Annotated in this window: 13 protein-coding genes and 1 other annotated feature; of the genes, 6 read left to right on the top strand and 7 right to left on the bottom strand. The window is 55.8% G+C overall.

From position 1 onward, the window contains the following. Positions 1–30: 30 nt before the first annotated feature. The 3 genes from rluB to rnm all read right to left on the bottom strand — a co-directional run bounded on the left by rluB (position 31) and on the right by rnm (position 2,505). Positions 31–906: a 23S rRNA pseudouridine(2605) synthase RluB gene (gene rluB, locus ACMGGS_RS16580; RefSeq protein ID WP_176918180.1), complete on the bottom strand. Its 876-nt coding sequence runs from the start codon at positions 904–906 to the stop codon at positions 31–33. A gap of 99 nt (positions 907–1,005) precedes the next feature. Further along, on the bottom strand, positions 1,006–1,626 hold the full coding sequence (locus tag ACMGGS_RS16575; RefSeq protein ID WP_414163526.1) for an L-threonylcarbamoyladenylate synthase: 621 nt from the start codon (positions 1,624–1,626) through the stop codon (positions 1,006–1,008). 9 nt (positions 1,627–1,635) lie between these two features. Then, positions 1,636–2,505 carry an RNase RNM gene (rnm, locus tag ACMGGS_RS16570; RefSeq protein ID WP_194208439.1) on the bottom strand — a complete coding sequence of 290 codons (870 nt, stop codon included), beginning with the start codon at positions 2,503–2,505 and terminating at the stop codon, positions 1,636–1,638. A 159-nt stretch (positions 2,506–2,664) separates the two neighbouring features. Next, positions 2,665–2,760: a sequence feature (Trp leader region), on the top strand. Positions 2,761–2,783: 23 nt separating this feature from the next. Between rnm and ACMGGS_RS16565 the strand changes: the two genes are divergently transcribed. Genes ACMGGS_RS16565 through trpA form a run of 5 tightly spaced genes read left to right on the top strand, consistent with a single transcriptional unit; the run spans position 2,784 to position 9,316 of the window. Then, complete coding sequence (locus ACMGGS_RS16565) at positions 2,784–4,346, top strand: anthranilate synthase component 1 (protein WP_194208440.1); 1,563 nt, start codon at positions 2,784–2,786, stop codon at positions 4,344–4,346. Beyond that, complete coding sequence (trpD, locus tag ACMGGS_RS16560) at positions 4,346–5,941, top strand: bifunctional anthranilate synthase glutamate amidotransferase component TrpG/anthranilate phosphoribosyltransferase TrpD (RefSeq protein WP_176918189.1); 1,596 nt, start codon at positions 4,346–4,348, stop codon at positions 5,939–5,941. The genes ACMGGS_RS16565 and trpD overlap by 1 nt, the downstream gene beginning before the upstream one ends. 3 nt (positions 5,942–5,944) lie before the next feature. Beyond that, a complete protein-coding gene (gene trpCF / locus ACMGGS_RS16555) occupies positions 5,945–7,303 on the top strand; it encodes a bifunctional indole-3-glycerol-phosphate synthase TrpC/phosphoribosylanthranilate isomerase TrpF (RefSeq protein ID WP_414166297.1) in 1,359 nt (452 codons plus the stop codon). 10 nt (positions 7,304–7,313) lie between these two features. Continuing rightward, positions 7,314–8,507, top strand: coding sequence for a tryptophan synthase subunit beta (trpB, locus tag ACMGGS_RS16550; RefSeq protein WP_414166296.1), 1,194 nt, complete (start codon positions 7,314–7,316; stop codon positions 8,505–8,507). Beyond that, positions 8,507–9,316, top strand: coding sequence for a tryptophan synthase subunit alpha (gene trpA, locus ACMGGS_RS16545; RefSeq protein ID WP_176918190.1), 810 nt, complete (start codon positions 8,507–8,509; stop codon positions 9,314–9,316). The genes trpB and trpA overlap by 1 nt, the downstream gene beginning before the upstream one ends. Positions 9,317–9,318: 2 nt before the next feature. On the opposite strand, the gene ACMGGS_RS16540 is transcribed toward trpA, so the two are convergent. Continuing rightward, complete coding sequence (locus ACMGGS_RS16540; RefSeq protein ID WP_414163525.1) at positions 9,319–9,804, bottom strand: MarR family winged helix-turn-helix transcriptional regulator; 486 nt, start codon at positions 9,802–9,804, stop codon at positions 9,319–9,321. 75 nt (positions 9,805–9,879) lie between these two features. Between ACMGGS_RS16540 and ACMGGS_RS16535 the strand changes: the two genes are divergently transcribed. Next, on the top strand, positions 9,880–10,821 hold the full coding sequence (locus tag ACMGGS_RS16535) for a quinone oxidoreductase family protein (RefSeq protein ID WP_414163524.1): 942 nt from the start codon (positions 9,880–9,882) through the stop codon (positions 10,819–10,821). A 149-nt stretch (positions 10,822–10,970) separates the two neighbouring features. Here ACMGGS_RS16535 and ACMGGS_RS16530 read toward each other — a convergent pair whose 3' ends face one another. The 3 genes from ACMGGS_RS16530 to ACMGGS_RS16520 form a co-directional block, all read right to left on the bottom strand. After that, complete coding sequence (locus ACMGGS_RS16530) at positions 10,971–11,603, bottom strand: hypothetical protein (RefSeq protein ID WP_414163523.1); 633 nt, start codon at positions 11,601–11,603, stop codon at positions 10,971–10,973. Positions 11,604–11,787: 184 nt separating this feature from the next. Beyond that, complete coding sequence (gene ompW, locus ACMGGS_RS16525) at positions 11,788–12,423, bottom strand: outer membrane protein OmpW (protein ID WP_414163522.1); 636 nt, start codon at positions 12,421–12,423, stop codon at positions 11,788–11,790. A gap of 93 nt (positions 12,424–12,516) precedes the next feature. Next, positions 12,517–12,795, bottom strand: a complete 279-nt coding sequence (locus tag ACMGGS_RS16520) for a hypothetical protein (protein ID WP_414163521.1) — start codon at positions 12,793–12,795, stop codon at positions 12,517–12,519. Positions 12,796–12,817 lie beyond the last annotated feature (22 nt).

Here is a 12,817-nt window from a genome sequence, read left to right as displayed (position 1 = left end):
CCCGCAGCGTGATGCCACGGGCCACAGGATTTAACCGTTGCTACGCGTGCCGCCAGAGCGACGACCGCCGCCCACCTGGCTGTGGCGTTTCACCGCCCGGCGGATCTGGTTGGCTTTCATCCGGCGACGATCTTTCTCCACCGCCACTTTGGATTCGGTTTCTGGCTTCAGGCCCACCAGCTCACGCAGATAGTTGGTCTGCGGCAAATCCAGCTCGGTATAGCCACCGCGCGGCAGACCTTTCGGCAGCGGAATATCACCGTAGCGCACGCGGATCAGGCGGCTAACCTGCACGCCGACCGCTTCCCACAGGCGACGCACTTCACGGTTACGGCCTTCGGTCAGCGTGACGTTATACCACTGGTTGATGCCTTCGCCGCCGCTAAATTTGATGGTTTTAAACGCTGCCGGACCGTCTTCCAGCTGCACACCGCGACCAAGATCGCGCACTTTCGCGTCATCGACCTGGCCGAATACGCGCACAGCATATTCGCGTTCCACTTCACGGCTTGGGTGCATCAGGCGGTTCGCCAGTTCACCGTCAGTGGTGAATAACATCAAACCACAAGTGTTAACGTCCAGACGACCTACGGCAATCCAGCGCGCGCCGCGCAGTTTCGGCAGGCGATCAAATACGGTCGGACGGCCTTCCGGATCGTTACGGGTGCAAAGCTCCCCTTCCGGCTTATAATACGCCAGCACGCGACAAATTTGTTCGGCAGATTCTTTTACCGAAATAAGATGGCCATCAAGGCGAATTTTTAACGCGGGAGTCACCTCAACGCGATCGCCGAGGGTAGCAATTTTACCGTCCACGCTAACGCGTCCGGCTTCAATGATGGATTCGATTTCACGACGGGAGCCGTGGCCAGCACGCGCCAGCACTTTTTGTAGCTTTTCGCTCATAGAGCTTTCCTTTAGGTGTCGCCTTCCCAGGCGTCGACTGGATTATGATGGCGCAATAAAGCGCCATTTTAAGGCCGCGTAGTATAGCGACTCGCGCTACTATAAGAAAGGTTTAACGTCGCCCACGCCTTCGCGCAGCACCACCGGCGAATCATCGGTCAAATCAATCACCGTCGTCGGTTGCTGGCCGAGATAGCCACCGTGAATAATCAGATCCACCACCTTCTCCAGACGATCTTTAATTTCTTCCGGATCGGACTCGGTGAAATCACTGCCCGGCAGCATTAGCGACGTGGAGAGCATCGGTTCACCCAGCGTCTCAAGCAGCGCCAGCGCGATAGGGTTAGAGGGAACGCGCAGGCCGATAGTTTTACGCTTTTCCTGCAACAGACGACGCGGCACCTCTTTGGTACCTTTGAGGATAAACGTGTAGTTGCCTGGGGTGTTGTTTTTGATCAGGCGAAACGCCACGTTATCGACGAACGAATAGGTCGACAGCTCAGACAAATCGCGGCACATCAGGGTAAAGTTGTGGCCGTTAGGCAGTTGACGAATGCGACAAATACGCTCCATCGCGCCTTTATCTTCGATTTTACAGCCCAGCGCATAGCCGGAATCGGTCGGATAGACAATGATGCCGCCTTTACGAACAATCTCTACCGCCTGATTGATCAGGCGTGGCTGCGGGTTATCCGGATGGATATAAAAAAACTGACTCATACTTCCCTCTCAATCGGTGTTCTGCGGCTGTTCCCACTGATGCCACACGCCTTCCACACCGGCAGGTAGCCAGAGCTTACGTCCAAGCTCGATCCACGAGCAGGGCTGGTGAAAATCCGAGCCTTGCGAGGCCAGCAGACCAAACTGCTGCGCATAAGCCGCAAGCTGCGTGCGCTCATTGGGTCCCTGCTGGCACTGGGCGACTTCCATCGCATCCCCGCCACGTTCGGCAAAGTACGCCAGCAGTCTTTTCAGCCACTTAGCGGAAAGATCGTAGCGCCCCGGATGGGCTACTACCGCTTTACCGCCAGAATGATGAATCACATCAATAGCTTGATCTATTGTACACCACTGAGGAGGAACATATCCGGTTTTCCCGCGCGCAAGGTACTTTTTAAAGACGTCGGCCATATTACCGGCTTTTCCCGCCTCCACCAGAAAACGGGCAAAGTGGCCGCGGGTGACCGCGCCGCCCGCCGCCAGTGCTAACGCCCCTTCCCACGCGCCGGGAATATGCGCTTTTTCCAGCCGCTCGGCGATCAGTTTCGCGCGCTGCTGGCGGCGTTCTTTTTGCTCCGCCAGAAAGGCGATCATTCGCGGATGGTGGATATCAATATTCAGGCCGACAATATGAATTTCGTGATTTTCCCAGACGGTAGAAATCTCTACGCCGGTAATCAGCCGCAGCGCCAGCCCGGCGCGGGCAATTTCCGCCTGCGCGGCAGGGATAGCGTCAATGCTGTCGTGATCGGTAATGGCTAGCGTACCGATGCGCATGTCAACGGCGCGGTGAACGAGGGCTTCAGGCGACAGCATGCCGTCTGAGGCGGTGGTATGGCTGTGCAGATCATAAATAATCGCGTAATTGGTCTCGCTCAAAAAACGGCTCCGTCAGAGATAAAAAGTGTTTCGCGGTTCATCATAACGGCTGGCGATGATTTTCTGAAATGAGCGCTTGACATTATTTTCATGAACTAGTTAACTAGTACGAAAGTTCACGAAGAAAAGGTATCTGAGATGAAAGACATTTTTACTCTGCACGGTTGGTGGCGTACTCCCTGTTAACGGGCTGTACTATCACGTCTGCACTTTGCAAACAGATACCAGGCCCGCCAGTTAAGCGGGCTTTTTTTTGACCAGAATAAATGAGAATAACAATGCAAACGCAAAAACACACTCTCGAACTTCTGACCAGCGACGCGGTTTACCGCGAAGATCCTACTGCGCTTTTTCACCAGCTTTGTGATGCGCGTCCGGCCACGCTGCTGCTGGAATCTGCGGATATCGACAGTAAGGACGATCTGAAAAGCCTGCTGCTGGTAGACAGCGCGCTGCGAATTTCCGCGTTAGGTGACACTGTCACTATCACCGCGCTGAGCGATAACGGCGCGGCATTGCTGGCGCTGCTAGATACGGCGCTGCCAGCCGGCATTGAAAATACCCCGCTGGCGAACGGCCGCACCCTGCGCTTCCCGGCGGTGAGCACCTTATTAGATGAAGACGCCCGGCTGTGTTCGCTGTCAGTCTTTGACGCGTTCCGCCTGTTGCAGGAGCTGGTGAGTGTGCCAGCAGACGAACGTGAAGCGATGTTCTTCGGCGGCCTGTTTGCCTATGACCTGGTGGCGGGTTTTGAAGATTTACCGCAGCTTAAGAGCGATACCGCCTGCCCGGATTACTGCTTCTACCTCGCCGAGACGCTGCTGGTTATCGATCATCAGAGTAAAAAGACGCGCATTCAGTGCAGCCTGTTTACGCCGCTGAGCGAAGAGAAAGCGCGTCTGACCCGGCGCATCGACGAACTGCGTCAGTTGCTGAATACCCCGCCGCAGCCACTCCCGGTAGAGAAAATGGAGCAGATGCGCAGCACCTGTAACCAGAGCGATGAAGAGTATGGCGCGGTGGTGCGTCAGATGCAGAAAGCGATCCGCGCAGGTGAAATCTTCCAGGTGGTGCCTTCCCGCCAGTTCTCGCTGCCCTGCCCGTCGCCGCTGGCCGCCTATGACGTGCTGAAGAAAAGCAATCCCAGCCCGTATATGTTCTTTATGCAGGATAACGACTTCACGCTGTTCGGCGCGTCGCCGGAAAGCTCGCTGAAGTACGACGCCGATTCCCGGCAGATTGAAATTTATCCGATTGCCGGGACGCGTCCTCGCGGCCGTCGCGCGGATGGCAGCCTCGACCGCGATCTTGACAGCCGTATCGAACTGGAAATGCGTACCGACCATAAAGAGCTGTCAGAGCATTTGATGCTGGTGGATCTGGCGCGCAACGATCTGGCTCGTATCTGCACGCCGGGCAGTCGTTACGTCGCTGACTTAACCAAAGTTGACCGCTACTCGTTTGTGATGCATCTGGTGTCCCGCGTAGTTGGCGAACTGCGTCACGATCTTGACGCCCTGCACGCTTATCGCGCCTGTATGAATATGGGCACCCTGAGCGGCGCGCCAAAAGTGCGGGCGATGCAGTTAATTGCTGGCGCGGAGGGTAAACGTCGCGGCAGCTACGGGGGCGCGGTCGGCTACTTCACCGCCCACGGCTCGCTGGATACCTGCATCGTCATTCGCTCCGCCTTCGTTGAGAACGGCATTGCTACCGTTCAGGCCGGAGCTGGCGTGGTACTGGATTCCGTCCCGCAGTCTGAAGCCGATGAAACCCGTAACAAAGCTCGCGCGGTGCTTCGCGCCATCGCCACCGCTCACCACGCACAGGAGATTTTCTGATGGCTGATATTCTGCTGCTCGATAACATTGATTCGTTTACGTATAACCTGGCAGATCAGCTACGCTCCAGCGGGCACAATGTGGTGATTTACCGTAATCACGTCCCGGCGCAAACGTTGATCGATCGTCTGGCCACCATGGATAACCCGGTACTGATGCTCTCCCCCGGTCCCGGTGCGCCGAGCGAAGCGGGCTGCATGCCTGAACTGCTGATCCGCATGCGCGGCAAACTGCCGATTATTGGTATCTGCCTTGGACATCAGGCGATTGTTGAAGCCTATGGCGGTTATGTCGGTCAGGCGGGTGAAATTCTGCACGGCAAAGCGTCCAGCATTGAACATGATGGTCAGGCAATGTTTGCCGGGCTGTCTAACCCGCTGCCGGTCGCACGCTATCACTCGCTGGTTGGCAGCAATATTCCGGCGGGGCTAACCATCAATGCTCACTTTGACGGCATGGTGATGGCCGTCCGTCACGATGCTGACCGGGTCTGCGGCTTCCAGTTCCATCCGGAGTCGATCCTCACCACCCAGGGCGCTCGTCTGCTGGAACAAACCCTGGCATGGGCGATGCAAAAACTGGAGCAGACCCACACGCTGCAACCGGTGTTGGAAAAACTTTACCAGGCGCAGACCCTGAGCCAGCAGGAAAGCCACCAGCTTTTCTCTGCTGTGGTGCGCGGCGAGCTGAAGCCAGAGCAACTGGCTGCCGCGCTGGTGAGCATGAAAATTCGCGGCGAGCATCCGAATGAAATCGCCGGGGCGGCCACCGCGCTGCTGGAAAACGCCGCGCCATTCCCGCGTCCCGATTATCCGTTTGCTGATATTGTGGGCACCGGAGGCGATGGCAGCAACAGCATTAATATCTCCACCGCCAGCGCCTTTGTTGCCGCGGCCTGCGGCCTGAAAGTGGCGAAGCACGGTAACCGCAGCGTTTCCAGCAAATCCGGCTCGTCGGATTTGCTGGCCGCCTTCGGCATTAATCTGGATATGAATGCGGATAAGTCGCGTGAAGCGCTGGATGATTTAGGCGTCTGCTTCCTGTTCGCACCGAAATACCACACCGGCTTCCGCCATGCGATGCCGGTCCGTCAGCAATTAAAGACCCGCACCTTATTTAACGTGCTGGGGCCGCTGATCAATCCGGCGCATCCGCCGCTGGCGCTGATTGGCGTTTACAGCCCGGAACTGGTGCTGCCAATTGCCGAAACGCTACGCGTGCTGGGCTACCAGCGTGCCGCCGTGGTACACAGTGGCGGGATGGATGAAGTGTCCCTTCACGCCCCGACGGTAGTCGCGGAACTGCACAACGGGGAAATCAAAAATTATCAGCTTACCGCCGCTGACTTTGGCCTGACGCCGTATCATCAGGAAGAACTGGCGGGCGGGACGCCGGAAGAAAACCGTGACATTTTAACACGCTTACTACAAGGTAAAGGTGACACCGCGCATCAGGCCGCCGTGGCGGCGAACGTCGCGATGCTGATGCGCCTGCACGGTGAAGAAGATTTACAGGCTAACGTACAAAAAGTATTGGGCGTATTGCGCAGCGGCGCGGCCTACGATCGCGTGACCGCACTGGCAGCAAGAGGGTAAATGATGCAAACCGTTTTAGCGAAAATCGTCGCCGACAAGACGATATGGGTAGAAAACCGTAAACAGCAACAGCCGCTGGAAAGCTTTCAGAACGACGTGGTTGCCAGCCAGCGCGATTTTTACGCGGCCTTACAGGGCACACGCACCGCGTTTATTCTGGAGTGTAAAAAAGCCTCGCCGTCAAAAGGCGTGATCCGCGACGATTTCGATCCCGCGCGTATCGCTGGCGTATACAAACATCACGCCTCCGCCATTTCGGTATTAACCGACGAGAAATATTTTCAGGGCAGCTTTGATTTTCTGCCCATTGTCAGCGGCATCGCGCCGCAACCGATTTTATGTAAGGATTTTATTGTCGATCCTTACCAGATTTATCTGGCGCGTTTTTACCAGGCCGATGCCTGCCTGCTGATGCTCTCGGTGCTGGATGACGAACAGTATCGCCAGCTTGCCGCCGTGGCCCATAGCCTGAAGATGGGCGTGCTGACGGAAGTCAGTAATGAGGAAGAACTGGAGCGGGCGATTGCGCTGGAAGCAAAAGTGGTCGGCATCAATAACCGTGACCTGCGCGATTTGTCTATCGATCTTAACCGCACCCGCGAACTGGCTCCGCGTCTCGGTCATGGCGTAACGGTGATTAGCGAATCGGGCATTACTACCCACGCTCAGATCCGCGTGCTGAGCCGTTTTGCCAATGGTTTTCTGATTGGTTCGGCGTTGATGTCGCATGACGATCTTAATGCTGCGGTACTGCGGGTGCTGCTGGGCGAAAACAAAGTGTGTGGCCTCACGCGCGCCGACGATGCGCAGGCCGCTCACCAGGCGGGGGCCATTTACGGCGGGCTGATTTTTGTTCCCTCTTCGCCCCGTGCGATCGATGAAAGCCAGGCGCGTGAAGTGATAGCCAGCGCCCCGCTGCGTTACGTCGGCGTGTTCCGCAATGCGGAAATCGCCGACGTTGTTGCCACAGCGCAAAACCTGAGCCTTGCCGCCGTGCAACTGCACGGCGATGAAAATCAGGATTACATTACCACCCTGCGTGCTCAGTTACCGGCAGGCGTGGAAATCTGGAAAGCGCTGAGCGTCAGTCATAGCCTGCCCGCGCGCAACCTGAACCATGTTGATAAATACCTGCTGGACAATGGTCAGGGCGGGAGCGGTCAGTCCTTTGACTGGACGCTGCTGGCGGGCCAGGATCTGAGCAATGTTCTGCTGGCGGGCGGGCTTGGTCCCGACAACTGCGTCACCGCCGCCGGTACCGGCTGTGCCGGGCTTGATTTCAATTCCGGCGTAGAGTCTGCACCGGGTCGTAAAGATGCCAGCAAACTGGCCTCGGTTTTTCAGACGCTACGCGCCTATTAAGGAAGAGATGATGACAACATTATTAAACCCGTACTTCGGTGAATTTGGTGGAATGTACGTTCCGCAGATCCTGATGCCTGCCCTGCGCCAGCTGGAAGAAGCCTTTGTCAGCGCGCAAAAAGATCCTGAGTTTCAGGCTCAGTTTACTGATCTGCTGAAAAACTATGCCGGTCGCCCTACTGCGCTGACCAAATGCCAGAATCTCACCGCTGGCACCAGGACCACCCTGTACCTCAAGCGTGAAGATCTGCTCCACGGCGGCGCGCATAAAACCAACCAGGTGCTGGGTCAGGCGCTACTGGCAAAACGGATGGGCAAAACCGAAATCATCGCCGAGACCGGCGCGGGCCAGCATGGCGTAGCCTCGGCACTCGCCAGCGCACTGCTGGGGTTAAAATGCCGTATCTATATGGGTGCCAAAGACGTTGAACGTCAGTCGCCGAACGTCTTCCGTATGCGGCTGATGGGCGCGGAAGTGATCCCGGTGTATAGCGGTTCCGCAACCCTGAAAGATGCCTGTAACGAGGCGCTGCGCGACTGGTCCGGCAGCTATGACAACGCGCACTACATGCTTGGCACGGCCGCAGGTCCGCACCCGTTCCCGACCATCGTGCGTGAATTCCAGCGGATGATCGGTGAAGAGACCAAAGCGCAGATCCGCGAAAAAGAGGGCCGTTTACCGGATGCGGTCATCGCCTGCGTGGGCGGCGGCTCCAACGCTATCGGCATGTTTGCCGACTTTATTGAAGAAACCAGCGTCGGCCTGATTGGCGTTGAACCTGCGGGTCACGGTATTGAGAGCGGTGAGCACGGCGCGCCGCTGAAACATGGCCGCGTGGGTATTTACTTCGGCATGAAATCGCCGATGATGCAGACTGAGGATGGGCAGATCGAAGAGTCGTACTCGATCTCTGCCGGTCTGGATTTCCCGTCCGTCGGCCCGCAGCATGCTTACCTGAACAGTACCGGCCGCGCCGATTACGTCTCGATCACCGATGACGAAGCGCTGGAGGCCTTCAAGGCACTGTGCCGTGAAGAAGGGATCATCCCGGCGCTGGAATCGTCTCATGCCCTGGCCCACGCGCTAAAAATGATGCGCGAAAATCCTGAAAAAGAGCAGCTGCTGGTGGTTAATCTTTCCGGCCGCGGCGATAAAGACATTTTTACCGTACACGATATTCTGAAAGCGCGAGGGGAAATCTGATGGAACGCTATGAGCAGTTATTTGCCAGACTGAAAGACCGTCAGGAAGGGGCATTTGTCCCGTTCGTTACCCTCGGCGATCCGTCGCCGGAACAGTCGCTAAAAATTATTGATACGCTGATCGAAGCGGGCGCCGACGCGCTTGAGCTGGGGATCCCTTTCTCCGATCCGCTGGCCGATGGCCCGACCATTCAGAACGCCACCCTGCGCGCTTTCGCCTCTGGCGTAACGCCAGGCCAGTGCTTTGAAATGCTGGCAACCATCCGCCAGAAGTATCCGGATATCCCTATTGGCCTGCTGATGTACGCGAATCTGGTATTTAGTGGCGGTATTGATGAGTTTTACGCGACCTGCGAACGCGTTGGCGTGGACTCGGTGCTGGTCGCCGATGTGCCGGTTGAAGAGTCTGCGCCCTTCCGCCAGGCCGCGATGCGCCATAATATTGCGCCCATTTTTATCTGCCCGCCGAATGCAGATGATGAACTCCTGCGCCTGATCGCCTCCCATGGCCGTGGCTATACCTATCTGCTCTCCCGCGCAGGCGTAACCGGGGCGGAAAATCAGGCCGCCCTGCCGCTGCACCATCTGGTCGAGAAACTGACCGAATATCACGCCGCGCCGCCGCTTCAGGGCTTTGGCATCTCCGCGCCGGAGCAGGTCACTGCTGCAATCGGCGCTGGCGCTGCGGGGGCGATTTCCGGCTCGGCCATCGTCAAAATCATCGAAAACAATCTGAATGCGCCTGAACAAATGCTGAGCGAGCTGAAAGCGTTTGTGCAAAAAATGAAGGCCGCTACGCCGCACGCCTGATCTTAAGACCGTCCGGCTTGCGGGCTGGACGGTTGTTCGTCCATTACGCCATCCGCATATTTACGCACCAGCCGAAACAGCGCTTCCACCTCCTGCGGCGGCCAGTCGCTAAAAATCTGATTCATCAGCCGCTGACGCGCGTGTTGAATATTCCCGAGCAAGCTTTCTCCCTGCGGAGTAACCGTGACCTCGCTAATACGCCGGTCATGCGCACCTGCCTGTTTATGCGCCAGCTCAAGCGTTTCCAGACGTTTCACCTGCCGACTGACGGTGGTGTAATCCCTGCCCAGCCGGGCAGCCAGCTCGACTACCCCGATCGGTCCATAACGACCGATGGTCACCAGCAGCGGAAAAAGCGTTTGATCGAGGCGCACGTTCGCCTCGTTCAGCAGGTTTTCGTCGCGCAGCGGATGGTTCATTACGCTGATGATATCCAGCAGCGCACCGTGAAAATCAGTAATGTCGTAACTTTTATGTGCATATTGCATATAAAATCCAGCAGAGTATAGTGCCGTTATTAGATATGTGCATTTTACACCTATTAACTTAACGGAGGAATAGCAATGAAAGCAGCCGTAGTTTTCGACCCCACAACGGGGCCGGTATATGCTGATTTTCCGCGCCCTGACGCGGACGCCAGCCATCGACTAATTCAGGTTCAGGCGGCAGCGATTAGCCATGTGGTTAAAAGCCGTGCGGCGGGCACCCATTATAGTTTCAATAGTACGCAACCCTTTGTCGCCGGGATTGACGGTGTGGGCCTCACGCAACACGGGGAACGGGTCTGGTTCGTCATGCCGGTTGCGCCCTGGGGCAGCATGGCGGAGTGGACCCTGGTGTCGGCTGAAAATTGCCTGCCGCTGCCGGAGGCGCTTTCTACTGTCGATGCGGCGGCAATGGGCAATCCCGGTATGTCGGCATGGGCGGCACTGGTGAACCGCGCCGGGTTTCAGGCGGGAGAAACGGTGCTGATTAACGGTGCTACCGGCAGCGCGGGACAACTGGCGGTGCAAATCGCCCGTCACCTTGGTGCGAAAAAAATTATTGCCACCGGACGTAATCCTGCGGCGCTGGAGCGTTGCGGTGCGGATGTCAGTCTACCGCTCGGCGCCGAAAATCTGGCGGCACAACTCGCAGAACAGGCCACCGGGCAGATTGACGTGGTGATTGATTATTTGTGGGGAGACAGTGCACTGCAGATCCTCAGCGCGCTGGCAAAATATACGCCATCAACCCGTCCGGTTCGCTACATGCAGGTCGGCTCATTGTCAGGAGCGGACATCAGCCTGCCGGGGGCCATATTACGTTCATCGCCGATACAATTGATGGGCAGTGGCATCGGCAGCCTGTCGATGGCTGAGCTGGTCGCGGCAACCGCGCAGATGTTTCAGGCCGCCATCCCCGGAGGATTCACCATCGCCACCACGCCCTGTCCGTTAAGCAATGTGGCTGAGGCCTGGGCGGTTGACGACAGTAAAAAACGCACGGTGTTTACGCTGTCTTAACGTCCGCACAAAAGAAGGGGTTGATTCTGAAGATGATAAAGATTATCTTTCTCACTACCGAATAGTTGAGCGAAATACTCAGGTATTCGGTACGACATTGCTCACATTGCTTCCAGTATGACTTGCCCGCCTTTATGGCGGGCTTTTTTTTAGCGGCTGGCGTGGGCGACGGAAAGCGCGGTCTCCCGTTTTTCGCTCTTCATCAGATCCCAGGTGATAAGGAACAGCCCCACCATAAAGGGGATTTCATACAGTTCTTCAATCAAATCCTGATACTGTCTGACGTGCAAAAAGAGCGGTGCGATGAGCCGATGATGCTCTACGGAGTCAGAAATCAGGAAGGTAATGACCACGATAAGCACTATCCACAACGGTAGCTCCGCAGTGCGGAATTTCAATGCAATCTCTTTGCGTAAGGTAGAGGACAGAATAACCGGCAGTGCCAGCGCTGCGATCAGGATCACCGAAATCGTCCTGAACAGCAGTTTAGGCTCATGGGGAAAATAGTCCCGTCCCCAGCTAGTGCTTCGGCCCAGCAAAACCAGCCACCAGACTACCGCCCACAGCCAGAACTGCCGGGAGCCGTTTTCAAGCGATAGCGGCCTGATATAGACAGCGGTAAAAACCGCGCCAAACAACAGCCACAGCGCCTGGCCATTTTCTATCCATTCCACGACTTTACCGTGAAGCAGCGGCAAATGCGCGTCTGCTGCAAACGGGAACAGGACTGCCAGCAGAAGCAGGAAAAATGCCGCTGCGGAAAATTGTGTTTTTAGTGTCATATGCCGCCACTACCTAAGGACAAATTAAGGAAAGTCTCAGGCAGGGATAATAACCCTTTTAGGCGAATGCGCATTATCTAAGTGTGCCTGCGATGCCGTTCATCGCATAAATAGCTTTTATAGTTAAATCTGAAGGGAGATAAAACAAGGAACTGGCCGCCTGCGGCCAGTTTGTAACAAAGAATTAAAAGCGATAGCCCGCAGAGAACATAAACACCCACGGATCGAGGCGGGTATTAACATTCTGCTGTACCCCACCCGCTTTAAACTTCACTTCGGTATCAATATCCATGTACCAGACCGACATATTAATCAGCCAGTCGCGGTTGATAAGATAATCCAGCCCGACCTGTCCCGCTGCGCCCCAGGAATCTTTCAGGCTGAGATCGGACAGACCAGCGTCCTTACCGGTATCGTTAAAGCTTTCATCGAAGAACGTCGTGTAGTTGACGCCCGCACCAATGTAGGGCCGCACTTTACTGCTGGAATCGCCAAAGTACCACTGGGCCATTAAGGAAGGTGGCAATTGATGGACGGTCGCAATATCGCCGGTTGGTCCAGTACCTACTTTATGGCGAAAAGGCGTCGCGGCCAGCAGTTCTACCCCAACATTATCCGTCGCCATATACGTAAACGTCAGGCCCATTTGGGTATTGTTGTCCACATTAAACCCGCCGAGGCTGCCCAGTACGTTATCCGAACCTTCAGTTGGTCGAACCGTTGCCGACCCGGCGCGAATGAAGAACTCACCCGCCTCGTGCGCCCATGCTCCGCCAGAGAGACTGCTTAAGATGACTGCCGCCAGCGCAATTTTTTTCATATCCACTCCTTCGTTATGGTTTTATCAGGCGCGGCAAATATACCTACAAAGAAGTAAAAGTGATCCAACTTAGATCACATTTAACCTTGAGATTTAACCTTTATTGATCTGGATTAATTTTTGCGTACAAGATGCAAACCTTCTTTTCATAACCACATCAATTTTCGCAAAATTTGCATATAAACCCCGGGCGCTCATGCTGTTGTCATTGACAAAAATGATAAATAACGCACGCGCGTAAAACGTGACTGCATGGATAACGTGGGCGAAGATGACCTGAGACATGCGCCAGTGCTGGCGTTTTGCTCGCGATGGGAGATAACTATGGTCAACGCCTTTTTTACAAAGACTGACCTTTACGGATGCTGCCACTGATGAGTTATCCAGGGTACAA

It is taken from the genome of Superficieibacter sp. BNK-5 (assembly GCF_047456055.1).
Classification (GTDB): Bacteria; Pseudomonadota; Gammaproteobacteria; order Enterobacterales; family Enterobacteriaceae; genus Superficieibacter.
The sequence above is the reverse complement of the archived record's forward strand: the minus strand, read 5'-3'. Positions and strand labels throughout refer to the sequence as shown.

Coding starts and splice junctions, on each gene's coding strand:
- rluB (WP_176918180.1), bottom strand. CDS start 906: ATGAGCGAAAAGCTACAAAAAGTGCTGGCGCGTGCTGGCCACGGCTCC.
- ACMGGS_RS16575 (WP_414163526.1), bottom strand. CDS start 1,626: ATGAGTCAGTTTTTTTATATCCATCCGGATAACCCGCAGCCACGCCTG.
- ACMGGS_RS16565 (WP_194208440.1), top strand. CDS start 2,784: ATGCAAACGCAAAAACACACTCTCGAACTTCTGACCAGCGACGCGGTT.
- trpD (WP_176918189.1), top strand. CDS start 4,346: ATGGCTGATATTCTGCTGCTCGATAACATTGATTCGTTTACGTATAAC.
- trpCF (WP_414166297.1), top strand. CDS start 5,945: ATGCAAACCGTTTTAGCGAAAATCGTCGCCGACAAGACGATATGGGTA.
- trpB (WP_414166296.1), top strand. CDS start 7,314: ATGACAACATTATTAAACCCGTACTTCGGTGAATTTGGTGGAATGTAC.
- trpA (WP_176918190.1), top strand. CDS start 8,507: ATGGAACGCTATGAGCAGTTATTTGCCAGACTGAAAGACCGTCAGGAA.
- ACMGGS_RS16540 (WP_414163525.1), bottom strand. CDS start 9,804: ATGCAATATGCACATAAAAGTTACGACATTACTGATTTTCACGGTGCG.
- ACMGGS_RS16535 (WP_414163524.1), top strand. CDS start 9,880: ATGAAAGCAGCCGTAGTTTTCGACCCCACAACGGGGCCGGTATATGCT.
- ACMGGS_RS16530 (WP_414163523.1), bottom strand. CDS start 11,603: ATGACACTAAAAACACAATTTTCCGCAGCGGCATTTTTCCTGCTTCTG.
- ompW (WP_414163522.1), bottom strand. CDS start 12,423: ATGAAAAAAATTGCGCTGGCGGCAGTCATCTTAAGCAGTCTCTCTGGC.